Source organism: Planosporangium mesophilum (genome assembly GCF_016863255.1).
In the GTDB taxonomy this organism is placed as follows: domain Bacteria; phylum Actinomycetota; class Actinomycetes; order Mycobacteriales; family Micromonosporaceae; genus Planosporangium; species Planosporangium mesophilum.
The window spans coordinates 45,663-62,301 of sequence record NZ_BOON01000035.1 but is presented as its reverse complement, the minus strand read 5'-3'; the positions used below and the strand labels follow the sequence as shown (position 1 = coordinate 62,301).

The window sequence follows — 16,639 nt, the reverse complement described above, 5'->3', positions numbered from 1 at the left end:
TGCGTACTTTCCGCTGAGCGTAACGGCGCAGCCATCCGAGCCTAACCGCGCCGACGAGCGGATATCTGCCCAGGGCGCCCTGCCGGATTGACCTGCGACCCGCGTGGCCCCGTACACTCTGGCGGGCGTGTGGCGCGTGCCTCACCCGTTGTCGACAGTCCCGAAAAGGAGCGTCCGGTGCCTCCAAGCAAGTCCCGGCAGCGCGCGCTGGCCCGCGCCAAGGTCGAGCGCCAGATCGCCCGCCGCGCCGTGGCCGCGCGTCGACGCCGTCAGATCCAGGCCTCGGTCGCCGCCGGGCTCGCGGTCGTCGCGGTCGTGGTCGGCATCGTGTGGGCCGTCGGCGGCTTCGACAGCAGCAAGAAGGCCACCGTCGCCGAGGACTGCGCCTGGACCCCGGTACCGGCCGAGGGCACCGTCAAAGACGTCGGCAAGCCGCCGACGACCGGGATCGCCAAGACCGGCACCGCCACGATGACGATCACCACGAACCAGGGCGTGGTCGAGGCCGAACTCGACCGGGCCGGGGCGCCCTGCACCGCCGCCAGCTTCGCGCACCTGGCCGGCAAGCAGTTCTTCAACAACACCAAGTGCCACCGCCTGACCACTGACGGCATCTACGTGCTGCAGTGCGGCGACCCGTCGGCCACCGGTACCGGCGGCCCGGCCTACAAGTTCCCGGACGAGAAACTGCCGACGCCCCAGCCCGAGCCGTCGGCGTCCCCGGGCACCCCGCCCAGCACCAATCTCTACCCCGCCGGCACCCTGGCGATGGCCAACAACGGTCCGGACACCAACGGCAGCCAGTTCTTCATCGTGTACAAGGACGGCTCGTCGCTGGAGGCCAAGTACACCGTCTTCGGCAAGGTCACCAAGGGTCTGGACCTCGTCCAGAAGATCGCGGCCGCCGGGGTCAACCCGAAGACCAGCGCGACCGACGGCGAGCCCAAGACCGAGGTGACGATCCAGAGCCTGACCGTCACGAACGGGCCGGCGCCCGCCCCGGCATCGCCGGCCTCGCCAGCACCGTCGGCGTGACCTTGCCCGGCACCCACTGACCACACCACCCGTACGTTCATCGCAGGGAGAGACCGTGACATCCAACCGGGACCGGCAACAGCGCGCGGCCGCGCGCGCGAGGCTGGAGCGCGAGATGACGCTGCGCGCCGAGTCCGCCCAGCGGCGCCGCCGGCTGCAGGCGATGATCGGTGCCGGCCTGGCCGTCGTGGTCGTGCTCGTCGGCGTCGTCCTGCTGGTGACCCTCACCGGCAGCGACAAGAAGACCAACAACACCGCCGCCTCGGCCTCGTCCTCGCCCACCTCGTGCAAGTGGAACTCCGCGGTCGATCCCAGCGCGCCCACGCAGGCACTGCCGGCGGGCGTCAAGGACGTCGGCACGCCGCCGGCGTCCGGTGAGCCCCGGTCCGGTACCCAGACGATGACGATCAACACCAACCTCGGCGTCGTCAAGATCGAGATGGACCTGGCGAAGGCGCCCTGCACCGCCGCGAGCTTCGCCCACCTGGCGAGCAAGCACTTCCTCGACAACTCGTCGTGCCACCGCCTCGTCGCCGGCATCAGCGCCCTCCAGTGCGGCGACCCGGGCGGCCAGGGTACCGGCGGCCCGACGTACCGGTTCGCCAACGAGAACCTGCCGACCGACCGCCGCCCCGCGTACCCGAAGGGCTCGGTCGCCATGGCGAACAGCGGCCCGGACACCAACGGCAGCCAGTTCTTCTTCCTGTTCAACGACGTGGACAGCCAGCGCCTGTCTCCGGACTACAGCCTGTGGGGCAAGGTCGTGGAGGGCATGGACATCATCGAGAAGGTGGCGGCCGGCGGCGACGACGGCGCGTACGAGCCGCAGCCCGGCGGCGGTCGCCCGAAGACGGAGTTCAAGTTCCTCTCGGTCACCGTCGGCGCCCCGAACAAGGGCTGATCCACACCGTACGGAAAAGCGGCCGGTGGGTGGAGGATTCCACCCACCGGCCGCTTTGAGCGCGATGCCCTTCCGAGCCGCTTTCCACGCCGATTCGCGCACGCACGGTGGCCGGACCGATGTCCGACCCATGCGCCGAGGAATTTAGGCCCCGGACGTGACCCGGTAGGCGTCGTAGACGCCGTCGACGCGCCGCACCGCGGCGAGCAGGTGCCCGAGGTGCTTCGGGTCGGCCATCTCGAAGCTGAACCGGCTGACCGCCACCCGGTCCCGGGTGGTGGTCACCGTCGCCGAGAGGATGTTGACCTTCTCCTCGGACAGCGACTTGGTGATGTCGGCGAGCAGCTTGTGCCGGTCGAGCGCCTCGACCTGGATCGCGACCAGGAATGTCGAGGCCGACGTCGGCTTCCACGCCACGTCGAGGATCCGCTCCTCCTGGGCCTGCAGGTCGCCCGCGTTCGCGCAGTCCTCCCGGTGCACGCTCACGCCGCCGGAGCGGGTGACGAAGCCGAACACCTTGTCCCCCGGTACCGGCGTGCAGCAGCGCGCCAGCTTGATCCAGACGTCGTCGGCGCCCTTGACGACCACCCCGGGGTCGGCGGTGGCGCCGGGGTGGCGGGTGGGCCGGGTCGGCAGCGCCGTCTCGGCGATGTCCTCGACCGCCCCCTCCTCGCCGCCGTACCCGGCGACGAGCTTCTGCACCACCGACTGCGCCGAGACCTGGCTCTCCCCCACCGCCGCGTACAGCGAGGCGACGTCTGCCAGGTGCAGGTCACGGGCGATCGTGAGCAGCGCGTCGGTGGTCAGCAGCCGTTGCAGCGGCAGGCCCTGCTTGCGCATGGCCTTGACGATCGCCTCCTTGCCGAGTTCGATCGCCTCCTCGCGCCGCTCCTTGTTGAAGTACTGCCGGATCTTGGTACGCGCGCGGGGGCTCTTGACGAAGCCGAGCCAGTCCTGGGTGGGGCTGGCGGTGTCCGACTTCGAGGTGAAGATCTCGATGACGTCGCCGTTGGACAGCGTGCTCTCCAGTGGCACCAGCTTGCCGTTGACCCGCGCCCCGATGCACTTGTGCCCGACCTCGGTGTGCACCGCGTACGCGAAGTCGACCGGGGTGGAGCCGGTCGGCAACGCGATCACGTCGCCCTTCGGCGTGAAGACGTACACCTCCTGGCTGGACAGGTCGAAGCGCAGCGCGTCGAGGAACTCGCTCGGGTCGCTCGCCTCGCGCTGCCAGTCCAGCAACTGGCGCAGCCAGGTCATCTCGTCGATGTGCGCCGGCGGGCCGGCGATCGTGGCGCCCTTGGTCTCCTTGTACCGCCAGTGCGCGGCGATGCCGTACTCGGCGGTGCGATGCATCGCGTACGTGCGGATCTGCATCTCCACCGGCTTGCCGGTCGGACCGATCACGGTGGTGTGCAGCGACTGGTACATGTTGAACTTCGGCATCGCGATGTAGTCCTTGAACCGGCCCGGAACGGGCTGCCAGTTCGCGTGGATCACACCGAGGGCCGCGTAGCAGTCGCGGACGGTGTCGACGAGGATGCGGACGCCGACGAGGTCGTAGATGTCGGCGAACTCGCGGCCCCGCACGATCATCTTCTGGTAGACCGAGTACAGGTGCTTCGGCCGCCCGTTGACCTCGGCCTTGATCTTCGCCGACTTGAGGTCGATCGCGACCTTCTGGGTGACCTGCCGCAGCAGCGCCTCCCGCTGCGGTGCGTGGTCGCCGATGAGCCGGTTGATCTCCTCGAAGCGCTTGGGGAACAGCGTCTTGAACGACAGGTCCTCGAGCTCCCACTTGATCGTGTTCATACCGAGCCGGTGGGCCAGCGGCGCGAGGATCTCGAGCGTCTCCTTGGCCTTCTGCTCCTGCTTGGTGCTGGGCAGGAAGGTCAGGGTACGCATGTTGTGCAGTCGGTCGGCCAGCTTGATGACCAGCACCCGAGGGTCCTTGGCCATCGCGACCACCATCTTGCGGATGGTCTCGGCCTTGGCCGCGTCGCCCAGCTTGACCTTGTCGAGCTTGGTGACGCCGTCGACGAGCAGCGTGACCTCACCGCCGAAGTCGGCGCGCATCTGGTCGAGCGTGTAGGCGGTGTCCTCGATCGTGTCGTGCAGCAGCGCGGCGACCAGGGTGGTCGTGTCCATGCCCAGCTCGGCCAGGATCCCGGCGACCGCGAGCGGGTGGGTGATGTAGGGGTCGCCGGACTTGCGGTACTGCCCGTTGTGCCAGCGCGCGGCGGTGTCGTAGGCGCGCTGGAGCACCTGGATGTCGGCCTTCGGGTGGCTGGCCCGGTGATTGGCGATCAGCGGTTCGAGGGCCTCGCTGACGGTCTGCGTCTGCCAGGGGGCGTTGAACCGCGCGAGTCGGGCCCGTACCCGCCGGCCGGTGGGCGCGCTGGCGAACGTGAACCCCTGGCCCCCGGACGCGGCGGTGGATCCGCCGGCGCCGGACGGTGTCGACGGCGGCGCCGGCCGGGTGGCCGGGGTCGGGGGCGTGGGCGCCGACCGGGCGGCCGGGGTGGGCGACGGTCGAGCGGCCGGTGACGGCCGGGAACCCGGCGACGGGCGGCCGGCCGGCGTCCCGGTGCCGCCCTCGGCGGCGCGGAACGGCAGCACGACTCCGGTGGTCGGTTCCGGACCGCCGGCAGCGGCGTCGGGGGCGACCGGCCGCGACCCATCGGCGGCGCTCGGCTGACCGTTGGTCGGCTCGCCGGTCACCCCGTCTCCGGATCCCCCGCGCGCCGGGTTCATCGGCTTGACTGTGCCCTCCACGGGAGGCGCGATATCGCCTGACACACGCCGCTCCTCATCGCCGTCGGCGGAAAGGCAATCCTACCTGCTCACGGAAGCTTTCCGACCAGATCGTCCGGGGTACAAACCGAACGGCCAGGGTCCGGTTGGGCCGTCAAACCGTCAAAAGCGCGTGTACCGTCCGCGGTTTCAGGCGTTTCCGCCCCTCCAGGAACGCGAGTTCCAGCAGGACCGTGAATCCGGTCACTACGCCGCCCGCCTGCTCGACCAGGCTCAGCGAAGCCTCCGCCGTACCGCCCGTGGCCAGCACGTCGTCGACCACGAGCACCCGCTGCCCGGGGGTGAACGAGTCGGTGTGCAGTTCGAGGGTGGCCTCGCCGTACTCGAGGGCGTACGTCTCGCGCAGCGTCTTCCGCGGCAGCTTGCCGACCTTGCGGACCGGCACGACCCCGACCCCCGCCGCGTACGCGACCGCGGACGCGATCATGAAGCCACGGGCCTCGATGCCGGCCACCACGTCGAACGAGTCCGCGCCGTAGTGCTCCACGATCGCGTCGATCGTCGCCGCGAAGTCCGGTCCGCTCGCGAAGAGCGGGGTCAGGTCCTTGAACACAATGCCCGGCTGTGGGAAGTCCCGGACATCCACCGCCAGGTCGGCCACCCGCCGGGCCATCTCGGGCCCGCTGTCGCCGTCTACCATGTCGCTCCCCTCACGATCGTGAAGACCTTCCGCGGCTCGGCCGGGAAGGTCTTCACGGTGATCGTCTTGTGTTCGAGTGTCAGCGACGCTTGCCGCCACCCGGCCGCTTACGCGACTGCGCCTGCTTGCCGCCCGTGGGCCTGGCCCCCACCCGGGGCGCGGACGACGCGGCCAGGGCGTCGATCCGCGCCTGGTGGTCGGAGTCCACGTCGGCCTCGGCGTCTTTCGCCCGGGCGCGACCCGGCTTGGCCTCGGCGCCGCCCTCGGCCTGCTTGGCCGCCGCGGCGCGCTTGGCGAGCACCCGCTGGGTGTGCAGCTTGTAGCGCTGGTCGAACAGCTTGAAGTCGACCAGCCAGGGGGTCGCCAGGAACAGCGACGAGTACGCGCCGGTCAACATGCCGACGAACAGCACCAGGGCCAGGTCCTTCAGGGTGCCGACGCCCAGCAGGCCGGCGCCGACGAAGAGCAGGCCCGCGACCGGCAGCAGACCGATCAGCGAGGTGTTGACCGACCGCATCAGGGTCTGGTTGACCGCCTGGTTGGCCACCTCGGCGTACGTGTACCGGGAACTGCCGAGCAGCCCGCGCCCGTTCTCGTCGACCTTGTCGAACACGACGACGGTGTCGTACAGCGAGAAACCGAGGATCGTGAGCAGACCGATGATCGTGCCCGGGGTGACCTCGAACCCGACCAGCGAGTAGACGCCGGCCGTCAGCAGGAGGTCATGGACGAGGGCGGCGAGGGCCGCGATGGCCATCTTCTGCTCGAACCGGATCCAGATGTACACGCCGACGACGACCAGGAAGACCACCAGGGCCAGCAGCGCCTTGTTCGTGACCGTGCTGCCCCACGAGGAGCTGACCTCGGTCTTGGTGACCTCCTCCGGCGTCACGTGCGCGGCCCGCGTGATGGCGTCGATCGCCGTGTTGCGCTGGTCCTCGTCGAGCTGCGGGGTGCGGACCACGTACCGCTGGGAGCTACCGCTACCGGCGCTCTGCGCCGACACCACGGTGATGCCCCGGCCCTCCACGGCGCCGCGCACGTTCTCCAGCGAGACGCCGGGCTTCGTCGGCACCTGGAACTGGCTGCCGCCGGCGAACTCGATGCCGAAGTTGAAGCCCCGGAAAACCAGGCTGACCAGGCAGATCAGGACGAGGACCGCCGAGGCGATGTACCACCGCTTGCGGTGACCGATGAAGTTGATATCTGTTTCGCCCCGGTAGAGCCGGCGAAGGGTGTTCATTCTCAGGACTCCTTCGTACGCACGGCGCCGAAACGGTTGGTCGCCTGACTTGCCCCGACCGCCTTGTCCGAGCGGAGGTTACCCAGCCCGGAGAACCTCGGCGAGGTGAACGCGCTCAGCCGTGCGAGCACGGCGACCAGCGGGTGGGTGAACAGGAACACGACGAGCACGTCGATCAGCGTCGACATACCCAGCGTGAAGGCGAAGCCCTTGACCGGGCCGAGCGCGAGGAAGTACAGCACCGCGGCGGCCAGGAACGACACCGTGTCGGCCGAGAGGATCGTGCGCCGGGCCCGTACCCAGGCCCTCGGCACCGCGCTGCGGACCGTCCTGCCGTCCTTCACCTCGTCCTTCAGGCGTTCGAAGAACACCACGAAGGAGTCCGCGGTGATACCGATCGCGACGATGAAGCCGGCGATACCGGCGAGGCTGAGCGTGTAGCCCATGAAGCGACCCAGCAGCACCAGCGAGGCGAAGACCAGCGCGGCGGAGACCAGTAGGCTCAGGATCACCACCAGGCCGAGCGCCCGGTAGTAGAACAGGCAGTACAGGACGACCAGCAGGATGCCGATCGCGCCGGCGAGCAGGCCCATCTTCATCTGCTGCAGGCCGAGCGTCGCCGTCACGTCGGAGTAGTCCTGGATCTTGAAGCTCAGCGGCAGCGAGCCGTACTTGAGCTGCTGCGACAGCGTTTCCACGTCCGAGCGGGTGAACTGGCCGTAGATGGTCGCGTCGCCGGTCATCTTCTCCTGGATGACGGGGGCGGAGACGACCGTGTTGTCCAGGACGATCGCGACCTGGCGCTGGGTGTCCGGGACGCTGCCGTTGCCGTAGACCTCACCGGTCAGGTTGGCCCACTTGTCCGGGTTACGGAACGCCAGGCGCACGATCCAGCCCTGGGTGGGCTCGTTGGAGAACGACGCCTCCTTGACGTCCTCGCCGACGACCTTGGCGGGGTCCAGCTTGTACTTGGCGCCGGCGCCGCGCTCGGTGCCGCACGCGACCACGGTCTGCTTGGGGTCGCTGATCGAACCCGGGTCACGCCCGTTGAGCTGCTTGCAGGTGATCGTCGGCACGTTGAACTGGATGTCGGCCGGCAGCGCCGCGACCTCGGCGGAGCTGAGCTGCCCGAACGGCTTGAGCGTCGCGAGCAGCTGCGGGTTGACCTGCTCCGGGCTCTGGATCGTCTGGGCGGCCTGGTACGCCGGGCCGAGCTTGGCGATCACCGCCGCGCGCCGCTTCTCCAGCGACTCGCTGATCGGCGCCGCGCTGGCGCTGGCCGACGCGCTCGGGGCCGCGCTGGCACCGGCCGCGGCCGACGCGCTGGCGCTGGGCTTCGCGCCGGGCGCGGCGCTCGCGTTGGGGGAGGCACTCGCGTTGGGCGCGGCGGACGGCGCGGCCGACCCCGAAGCCGACGGCGTCGGGGTCGGCTCGGCGCCGCCGGTGTCCGGCGCGGTCCCACCGACATGGCGGAAGCGCAGCTCCGCCGGCGCGACCAGCTTGCGCAGGTCGGCCTCGTTGGTCTTGCCGGCGACGTTCACCACGATGTTGCTGGCGCCCTCGGTGATCACTTCGGGCTCGGAGACGCCGGTCGAGTCGACGCGGCTGGCGATGATCTCGCGCGCGCGCTCCAGCCGCTCCTTGTCCGGAGCCTGGTTGGTGCCGAGCGTCGCCGCCGACAGCGTCATGCTCGTCCCGCCCTGGAGGTCCAGCCCCAGCTTGGGATGCGCCTTCTTGTCACCGGTGAAGAACACCAGCGAGTACAGCGCGACGAGAATCAGCGCGAGGGCTATGAAATATCGCGACGCCTTCAGCTGTCCGGAAGGTGCGGCCACGGCGGTCGTTCTCCTAGGTGTGTGCGGTTACGTCGGGTCGGGCGGGCGGGTGTTACTCGGTGTGGGTGGTGTCGGAGGCCGGCGTCTCGGACTCGGACGCGGGTCGGTCCGCCGACTTCACCACCTGTCCGATAGCCTGCCGCGCATACCGGTTGGTCACACCCGGAGCGACCTCGAGCGTCACGGTCTTGTCGTCGATGTCGACCACCTTGCCGTACAGGCCGGCGACAGTGACGATCTCGTCGCCCGGGCCGATCGACGACTGCAGTGTCTCCATCTGCTTGCGACGGCGCTGCTGCGGTCGAATGATCAAAAAGTATGCGGCCAGCATGAACAGCGCCAACAGGATCCACATCCCGAAGGGGCTGCCACTCTGCTGATTTGCGGCGAGGAGCACGATGCCTGCCTTCCGATCGGCTCAAATCAGGCGGAACACCGCCGGAAACGAGGTAACGCGGCCAGTACGGACCGCGGCGAGTCTAATCGGTGTGTGCCATACCACTGGACTCGGCATCGATCACGGTCCGGTCACGGCCCTCTCAGGGCTCAACGCTGAACAGGTCCGGTGTAGTCCCCGCCGTTCCCGGCGGGGGTGTACGTCCCAGGTGACGCCAGGCTCCGGCGGTGGCGATGCGGCCGCGCGGAGTACGCGCAATCAGGCCCTCCCGGAGGAGGAACGGCTCGCACACCTCCTCTACGGTATCCGGTTGCTCGCCGACCGCCACGGCGAGCGTCGACAGGCCGACCGGCCCGCCGCCGAAGGACAGCACGAGCGCCTTGAGGACCGCCCGGTCCAGCCGGTCCAGTCCCCGCTCGTCGACGTCGTACACCCGCAGCGCGGCCCGCGCCGCGTCCCCCGTCACCACGCCGTCGCCGCGCACCTCGGCGTAGTCGCGCACCCGCCGCAGCAGCCGGTTGGCGATGCGGGGGGTACCACGGGAGCGCCCGGCGACCTCGGCGGCGCCGTCGTCAGTGATCGGCACCCCCAGGATCCGCGCCGACCGGCGCACGATCCGCTCCAACTCGGGCGGCTCATAGAACTCCAGGTGCCCGACGAACCCGAACCGGTCGCGCATCGGCCCGGTCAGCAGACCGGACCGGGTGGTCGCCCCGACCAGCGTGAACGGCTCCAGGTCGATCGGGATGGCGGTCGCGCCGGGGCCCTTGCCGACCACGACGTCGACCCGGAAGTCCTCCATCGCGCTGTAGAGCAGCTCCTCGGCGGGCCGTGCCATCCGGTGGATCTCGTCGATGAACAGCACGTCGCCGGGTCCGATGCTGGTCAGCACGGCCGCGAGGTCGCCGGCCCGCTCGATCGCCGGCCCGCTCGTGATCCGCAGCCCGACGCCGAGCTCGGCGGCGACGATCATCGCCATCGTGGTCTTCCCAAGCCCCGGCGAACCGGAGAGCAGGATGTGATCGGGCGGGCTGCCCCGGCGCAGCGCGCTGTGCAGCAGGAGCTCGAGCTGTTCCCGTACCCGGTCCTGCCCCACCAGCTCGTCCAGGGTGCGCGGGCGCACGCTGGCCTCGGCCTCCCGCTCCTCCGGCGAGGCGTACGCGGAGACGAGCGACTCGGTCACCGGGCCCGCCCGAGCAGCCGGATGGCCTGCTTCAACAGCTCGGGTACGGGCGGAGCGGGCTGCCCGTCGAGGCTCTCGGCCACGGCGGCGACCGCCTGGTCGGCCTGCCCGGCCGTCCAGCCGAGCCCGACCAGCGCCTGGCGTACCTGGTCGGCCCAGGCCGGGCCGGCCACCGGCAGCGCGCCGTCGCCGCCGGGAATCAGGCCGACCTTGTCGCGCAGCTCGAGCACCAGCCGCTCGGCGCCCTTCTTGCCGATACCCGGTACCCGGGTGAGCGTGACCGTGTCGCCGCCGGCGATGGCCCGGCGCACCGTATCGGGTGAGTGCACCGCGAGTACGGCCTGCGCCAGCCGCGGCCCCACCCCGCTGGCGGTCTGCAGCAGCTCGAAAAGCTGTCGCGCGTCGTCGTCGGCGAAGCCGAACAGGGTGAGCGAGTCCTCCCGTACCACCAGGGTGGTCGAGAGTTGCACCTCGGCGCCGGTCCGGAGCGTGGCGAGGGTGTTCGGGGTGCACGACACCGCCAGGCCGACCCCGCCGACCTCGATCACCGCGCGGTCCGGCCCGACCGCGGCCACCCGCCCTCGAACGCTCGCGATCACAGCCGGCCTCCGTTCCGCCCGGCCACCGCGGCAGCGGTCGCCGCGGCGAGCTTGGACTTGATGCCGCCCCGCCATACGTGACAGATCGCGAGCGCCAGCGCGTCCGCGGCGTCAGCCGGGCGGGGCGGGGCGTCCAGCCTGAGCAGGCGGGTCACCATCGCGGTGACCTGCGCCTTGTCGGCCGTGCCCGACCCGGTCACGGCGGCCTTCACCTCGCTCGGCGTGTACGACTGCACCGGCAGCCCGGCCCGCGCTCCGGCCAGGATGGCGACCGCGCTGGCCTGCGCGGTGCCCATCACGGTACGCACATTGTGCTGGCTGAACACGCGCTCGACGGCCACCGCGTCGGGGCGGTGCCGCGCGACCAGCTCGGTGAGCGCCAGGTCCAGGTTGAGCAGGCGGTGTGCCAGATCGTCGCCGGGGTCGCTGCGTACCACCGTGTAGTCGATCAGCGTGCAGGGACGCCCGGGACGGCCCTCGACCACACCGACCCCGCACCTGGTCAGTCCCGGATCGACGCCGAGTACCCGCACCGAGCCCCTCCCCGCACCTCCGCCGAACGCTTGTTCGACACCCTACCCGCGGTATCGCCTCGATCCCGGGTCACGACACGGGCGTGCGAGGTCACAAGATCGGTGTCGTCCGGGCCAGGGTCCCGTGATGATCAGCCGGTCAACGCCTCCAGGGCCGTGTCGACGTCCGCCTCCGTCGAGTACACGTGGAAGGACGCCCGGACCCGGCCGGCCCGGATCGCCGCCCGTACGCCCGCACGCGCCAAGCGCTCCTCGGCCCCGGGTACGTCAACCGTGACGATCGCACTGTCCCCCGGCGGTAGCCCGAGGCCGGCGAGGAACCGGTTGGCCAGCGCCACGTCGTGCGCGCCGATCGCCTCGACTCCGATCTCCTCCACCAGCTCGAGGGCCGGCGCGGTGCCCACATACGAAAACCACGCCGGCGAGATGTCGAAGCGCCGGGCCGTGGAGGCCACCCGCAGCGGTAGTCCGTAGTACGAGGTATGCAGATCCTCGGCTGCGGACCACCCCGCCGCGTACGGCGTCAGGCGCTCCCGCAGCGCCGGCGACAGGTACGCGAACGCCGAACCGCGCGGCGACATCAGCCACTTGTACGCGCCGACGACGACGGCGTCCGCCCGGCCGGCGTCGAAGGTCAGCCAGCCGCACGCCTGGGTGGCGTCGACGACGACGAGTGCGCCGTGGGCGCGGGCGGCCGAGACGATTGCGTCGTAGTCGGCGACCGCCCCGGTGGCCGACTGCACGAGACTGAACGCGACCAGGTCGGTGCTCGCGTCGACGCTGTCGGCGACTCGGTCGGCGGGCACCGTACGGACCTCGACGCCGGGCGCGACCGCCCAGGGGAACAGGTTCGAGGTGAACTCGATGTCGGGTGCCACGACGCGGGTACCGGCGGGAAGCGCCGCGGCAACCGGGGCCAGCAGCTGCGACACGGTGCTGCCGATCGTGACGTCGTCTGGGTGGACACCGACGAGCCGCGCGAACGCCGCGCGGGCCCGTACGGTCGACTCACCCCACGGTTCCCAGGAGGTGCGGCCGATCCGCCAGTCGCCGAGGGCGGCCTGCAACTCCTCGAAGGCCGGCCGGGGCGGCAGGCCGTAGCTGGCGGTGTTGAGCCAGCCCGGCTCGGGATCCCACAGTTTCTGCGCGCTGGAAACGTCCATGACCCGACGCTAGGTGGGACCGGAAACGCTTTACGAGAGCCAGACGCGGACCGGTGGCCCGCTCCCCCACATACGTGATCGCCGAGCGTTCACGGCGCTACGGCACCACAAACACTCGGCGATCATGAAAAGCGGGTGTCAGCCGACGGCGGCCATCACGTCGTCGGAGACGTCGAAGTTGGCGTACACGTTCTGCACGTCGTCGCAGTCGTCGAGCACGTCGATGAGCTTGAAGATCTTGCGCGCGCCCTCCTCGTCGAGCGGCACGGTCACGCTCGGCACGAACGACGAGTCCGCGGACTCGTACTCGATACCGGCCGACTGCAGCGCCGACCGGACCGCGACCAGGTCGGTCGGCTCGGAGACGACCTCGAAGGCCTCGCCCAGGTCGTTGACCTCCTCGGCGCCGGCGTCCAGCACGGCCAGGAGCAGGTCGTCCTCGGTGAGCTCCCCGGCCTTGGGCACGATGATGACGCCCTTGCGGGAGAACATGTACGACACGCTGCCGGCGTCGGCGAGGTTGCCGCCGTTGCGGGTCAGGGCGGTGCGCACCTCGGTCGACGCCCGGTTGCGGTTGTCGGTCAGGCACTCGATCAGGATGGCGACGCCGTTGGGGCCGTAGCCCTCGTACATCGCCGTCTGGTAGTCGGCGCCGCCGGCGAGCAGCCCGGAGCCGCGCTTGACCGCGTTGTTGATGTTGTCGTTGGGCACCGAGTTCTTCTTCGCCTTCTGGATGGCGTCGAAGAGCGTGGGGTTACCGGCCGGGTCGCCGCCGCCCGTACGCGCCGCCACCTCGACATTCTTGATGAGTCGAGCGAACAGCTTGCCGCGCTTGGCGTCGATGACCGCTTTCTTGTGCTTGGTCGTCGCCCACTTTGAGTGGCCGGACATTACCCCTCCGTCATGTCAGCCGCCCGCGCCATCTCCACGAAGTACCGGTGGACCCGAAGGTCCCCGGTCAGCTCGGGGTGGAAGGCGGTCGCGAGCAGATTCCGCTGCCGAACCGCGACAATCCTACCGGCGCCCGGCCCTTCCGTGACGCGCCCCAGCACGTCGACCTCGTCGCCGACCGATTCGACCCACGGCGCCCGGATGAAAACGGCATGGAACGGTCCGCCGTCGATGCCATCGATCTCGACCGGCCCCTCGAACGAGTCCACCTGCCGGCCGAAGGCGTTCCGCCGTACCGCCATGTCGATGCCGGCCAGGCTCTGCTGGTCGGGTCGGCCGTCCAGGACCTCGGTCGCCAGCATGATCATGCCGGCGCAGGAGCCGTAGACGGGCATGCCGCCGGCCACCCGCTTGCGCAGCGGTTCGAGGACGCCGAAGTCGATCGCGAGCTTGCTCATCGTGGTCGACTCACCGCCCGGGATCACCAGCGCGTCGACCGAGTCCAGTTCCTCGGGGCGGCGCACCGGCCGGGCGATCGCGTCGCACTCGGCCAGCGCGCTCAGATGCTCGCGGACGTCGCCCTGAAGGGCGAGTACACCGATGATCATCGTTCTCCTAGAACGGAGCTTGGACACTCGACGGGCCTGTCACCCGCCGAGTGTCCAAGATCGCGAAAAGTGCTTACCAGCCGCGCTCGGCGAGGCGGTGCGGTACCGGGATGTCGTCGACGTTGATGCCGACCATCGCCTCGCCCAGGCCGCGCGACACCTTGGCGATGACGTCCGGGTCGTCGTAGAACGTGGTCGCCTTGACGATCGCGGCGGCGCGCTGGGCCGGGTTGCCGGCCTTGAAGATGCCCGAGCCCACGAAGACGCCCTCGGCGCCGAGCTGCATCATCATCGCGGCGTCCGCCGGGGTGGCGATGCCGCCCGCGGTGAAGAGCACCACCGGCAGCTTGCCGGTGGCCGCCACCTCGCGCACCAGCTCGTACGGGGCCTGCAGCTCCTTCGCCGCCACGTACAGCTCGTCGGAGGGCAGCGAGGTGAGCCGGCGGATCTCCTGGCGGATCTTGCGCATGTGCGTGGTCGCGTTGGACACGTCGCCGGTGCCGGCCTCGCCCTTGGACCGGATCATCGCGGCGCCCTCGTTGATCCGGCGCAGCGCCTCACCGAGGTTGGTCGCGCCGCACACGAAGGGAACCGTGAACGCCCACTTGTCGATGTGGTTTTCGTAGTCGGCCGGGGTGAGCACCTCGGACTCGTCGATGTAGTCGACGCCGAGCGCCTGGATCACCTGCGCCTCGACGAAGTGGCCGATCCGGGCCTTCGCCATCACCGGGATCGACACGGCGTTGATGATGCCGTCGATCATGTCCGGGTCGCTCATCCGGGACACGCCACCCTGGGCACGGATGTCGGCCGGCACGCGCTCGAGCGCCATGACGGCAACGGCGCCGGCGTCCTCGGCGATCTTCGCCTGCTCCGGCGTGACGACGTCCATGATCACGCCGCCCTTGAGCATCTCGGCCATGCCGCGCTTGACCCGGGCGGTTCCGGTCGCGGGCGCGGTACTGCTGGGGGACGAGGTCTGTTCGGACACGGCGGTACGGACTCCTAGCGGGAAGGGGAAGGATCGTTGCCTCATGGTACGTCGGCGCGGCGCCGTCCCCGACAGCCAATCGGCAGGTCGCGGCCTGCTTGGCGGGGCCGCGGGGCGGCGGATCAGGCCTGTACGACCGGTGGGGTGACCGCTACCACCGGCTCCAGCGTGGGGTCGTCGACGTCGAAGTACGCCGGCCGGGGATGCCGGCTGGCCAGCCGCAGCGCCCGGACCAGCGGGCGGCGGCGTACCGCGAGGGCGTCGCGCACCACGTCGTTGTGGACCTGTCGGGCCAGCGCCACCCGGCGGCTCATCGCGACCAGCTCGGCGAGGGTCGGGGTGACCGGCTCGCCGACGATACCGCGCAGCTGGCGGGTGAGATCGTTCTCGGCGACGTCGCGCTCGCCGGAGTGGGCATCCAGGGCGATACGGGCGGCGTACATCAGATCCGGCAGTTGGACCGCCTCGGCAACGGTGAGCGCCGCGGCGGCCCGGCGCACCAGGTGCGCGTCGAGCGCGGCGTACGCGGCCGCCGCCCGGCCGTGCAGTCGGTCCACCCGGGCCGCCGTCCAGGTGAGATAGGTGGCAACGAGCATCACGACGGCCACGACGGCGACGACCCACCACATGCCGCGCATCGTAATGCCCCGCCCTATGGAAGGGGGTCCACCGTTTCGTCGATCACGACCCCCGCAGTGGCTTCGATCGCCGTCGTGTAGACCTCAAGGACCCGGGCGGCCACCACCGGCCAGTCGTACCCGGAGACCACCTCGGTCGCGCGCGCGACCAGCGCCTTGCGGGCCACCGGATCGTCCAGCAGCCGGTCGAGCAGCGCCGCCAGGGCCTTCTCGTCGCCGGTACGGAACAGCGCACCGGCCCGACCATTGTCCAGAACCCGACGGAACGCGTCCAGGTCGCTGGCCACCACGGCGGTTCCGGCCGCCATCGCCTCGGTAAGGATCATCCCGAACGACTCTCCCCCGGTGTTCGGCGCCACGTACACGTCGACGCTGCCCAGCATCCGCGCCTTCTCCTCGTCCGAGACCATGCCCAGAAAGACGATGCGCTCACGGATGTCGGCGGGCAGATCGCGGACGACGTCGTCGGGCTCGCCCCGTCCGGCGACCAGCAGCCGTAACCCCGGACGCCGCGGCGCGAGCAGCGCGAACGCGTCGCGCAACAGCGAGAAACCCTTGCGTGGCTCTGTGTAACGGCCGAGGAAACCGATCGCGCCGCCCGTACCCGGCCAGCCGAGCAGCGGCTGCGCGCCGGCGAAGCGCGCGACGTCGACCCCGTTGGGGATCTCCCACGCGCTGTTGCCCAGGTGCTCGACCTGCACCTTGCGCGCCAGCTCGCTGACCGCGATCCGCCCCGTGATCTTCTCCGAGACCAGTTGGAGCACGCCCTGAGCCGCCGCCATCGCCCGTGAGCGCGTCATGGCGGTGTGGAAGGTGGCCACCACCGGCCCGCGGGCCGAGAGCACGGCCAGCAGGGACAGGCTCGGGCTGAACGGCTCATGTACGTGCAGCACGTCGAAGTCGCCGGCGACCAGCCAGCGGCGGACCCGGGCGGCCGACAGCGGCCCGAAGGCGAGCCTGGCGACCGAGCCGTTGTAGGGCACCGGTACGGCCCGACCGGCCGACACCACGTACGGCGGAAGCTCCGCGTCCTCGTCGGCCGGGCCGAGCACGCTCACCTCGTGACCGAGCCGGATCAGGGTCTGGGCGAGGTCCCGGACGTGGTTCTGCACGCCGCCGGGCACGTCGAAGGAGTACGGGCAGACGATGCCGATGCGCACTCCAGGTC

The 16,639-nt window shown here is 70.5% G+C and carries 16 protein-coding genes; 2 read left to right on the top strand and 14 right to left on the bottom strand.

What is annotated here, in order from left to right; genetic code table 11:
- Positions 1-177: 177 nt before the first annotated feature.
- Together Pme01_RS19500 and Pme01_RS19495 are read left to right on the top strand one after the other, a co-directional pair.
- On the top strand, positions 178-1,035 hold the full coding sequence (locus Pme01_RS19500; RefSeq protein ID WP_168116643.1) for a peptidylprolyl isomerase: 858 nt from the start codon (positions 178-180) through the stop codon (positions 1,033-1,035).
- 115 nt (positions 1,036-1,150) lie between these two features.
- Complete coding sequence (locus Pme01_RS19495) at positions 1,151-1,936, top strand: peptidylprolyl isomerase (protein WP_168116717.1); 786 nt, start codon at positions 1,151-1,153, stop codon at positions 1,934-1,936.
- 144 nt (positions 1,937-2,080) lie between these two features.
- Here Pme01_RS19495 and Pme01_RS19490 read toward each other — a convergent pair whose 3' ends face one another.
- From Pme01_RS19490 to Pme01_RS19425, 14 genes are all read right to left on the bottom strand, one after another.
- On the bottom strand, positions 2,081-4,735 hold the full coding sequence (locus Pme01_RS19490) for a RelA/SpoT family protein (RefSeq protein WP_373315497.1): 2,655 nt from the start codon (positions 4,733-4,735) through the stop codon (positions 2,081-2,083).
- Positions 4,736-4,844: 109 nt separating this feature from the next.
- Entirely contained in the window at positions 4,845-5,390 is a 546-nt protein-coding gene (locus Pme01_RS19485) for an adenine phosphoribosyltransferase (protein ID WP_168116642.1), read from the bottom strand.
- A 79-nt stretch (positions 5,391-5,469) separates the two neighbouring features.
- Complete coding sequence (gene secF, locus Pme01_RS19480) at positions 5,470-6,633, bottom strand: protein translocase subunit SecF (protein ID WP_203935740.1); 1,164 nt, start codon at positions 6,631-6,633, stop codon at positions 5,470-5,472.
- Positions 6,634-6,635: 2 nt separating this feature from the next.
- On the bottom strand, positions 6,636-8,468 hold the full coding sequence (gene secD / locus Pme01_RS19475) for a protein translocase subunit SecD (RefSeq protein ID WP_239088334.1): 1,833 nt from the start codon (positions 8,466-8,468) through the stop codon (positions 6,636-6,638).
- Positions 8,469-8,520: 52 nt separating this feature from the next.
- A complete protein-coding gene (gene yajC, locus Pme01_RS19470) occupies positions 8,521-8,865 on the bottom strand; it encodes a preprotein translocase subunit YajC (RefSeq protein WP_373315496.1) in 345 nt (114 codons plus the stop codon).
- Positions 8,866-9,007: 142 nt separating this feature from the next.
- On the bottom strand, positions 9,008-10,048 hold the full coding sequence (gene ruvB, locus Pme01_RS19465; RefSeq protein WP_168116641.1) for a Holliday junction branch migration DNA helicase RuvB: 1,041 nt from the start codon (positions 10,046-10,048) through the stop codon (positions 9,008-9,010).
- Positions 10,045-10,647: a Holliday junction branch migration protein RuvA gene (gene ruvA, locus Pme01_RS19460; protein WP_168116640.1), complete on the bottom strand. Its 603-nt coding sequence runs from the start codon at positions 10,645-10,647 to the stop codon at positions 10,045-10,047. The genes ruvB and ruvA overlap by 4 nt, the downstream gene beginning before the upstream one ends.
- Positions 10,644-11,180, bottom strand: a complete 537-nt coding sequence (gene ruvC, locus Pme01_RS19455) for a crossover junction endodeoxyribonuclease RuvC (RefSeq protein ID WP_168116639.1) — start codon at positions 11,178-11,180, stop codon at positions 10,644-10,646. The genes ruvA and ruvC overlap by 4 nt, the downstream gene beginning before the upstream one ends.
- Positions 11,181-11,311: 131 nt before the next feature.
- A complete protein-coding gene (locus Pme01_RS19450; protein ID WP_168116638.1) occupies positions 11,312-12,343 on the bottom strand; it encodes an aminotransferase class V-fold PLP-dependent enzyme in 1,032 nt (343 codons plus the stop codon).
- A 138-nt stretch (positions 12,344-12,481) separates the two neighbouring features.
- Positions 12,482-13,234 (bottom strand): YebC/PmpR family DNA-binding transcriptional regulator, encoded by a 753-nt coding sequence (locus tag Pme01_RS19445; RefSeq protein ID WP_168116637.1) that lies wholly within the window; start codon positions 13,232-13,234, stop codon positions 12,482-12,484.
- Entirely contained in the window at positions 13,234-13,842 is a 609-nt protein-coding gene (gene pdxT, locus Pme01_RS19440; RefSeq protein ID WP_168116636.1) for a pyridoxal 5'-phosphate synthase glutaminase subunit PdxT, read from the bottom strand. The genes Pme01_RS19445 and pdxT overlap by 1 nt, the downstream gene beginning before the upstream one ends.
- Before the next feature lie 73 nt (positions 13,843-13,915).
- A complete protein-coding gene (pdxS, locus tag Pme01_RS19435; RefSeq protein WP_168116635.1) occupies positions 13,916-14,878 on the bottom strand; it encodes a pyridoxal 5'-phosphate synthase lyase subunit PdxS in 963 nt (320 codons plus the stop codon).
- 77 nt (positions 14,879-14,955) lie between these two features.
- The gene (locus Pme01_RS19430) at positions 14,956-15,471 is read right to left on the bottom strand and encodes a hypothetical protein (protein ID WP_168116634.1); all 516 of its coding nucleotides are present in this window, start codon (positions 15,469-15,471) and stop codon (positions 14,956-14,958) included.
- A 14-nt stretch (positions 15,472-15,485) separates the two neighbouring features.
- Entirely contained in the window at positions 15,486-16,631 is a 1,146-nt protein-coding gene (locus tag Pme01_RS19425) for a glycosyltransferase family 4 protein (RefSeq protein WP_168116633.1), read from the bottom strand.
- Positions 16,632-16,639: the final 8 nt, after the last annotated feature.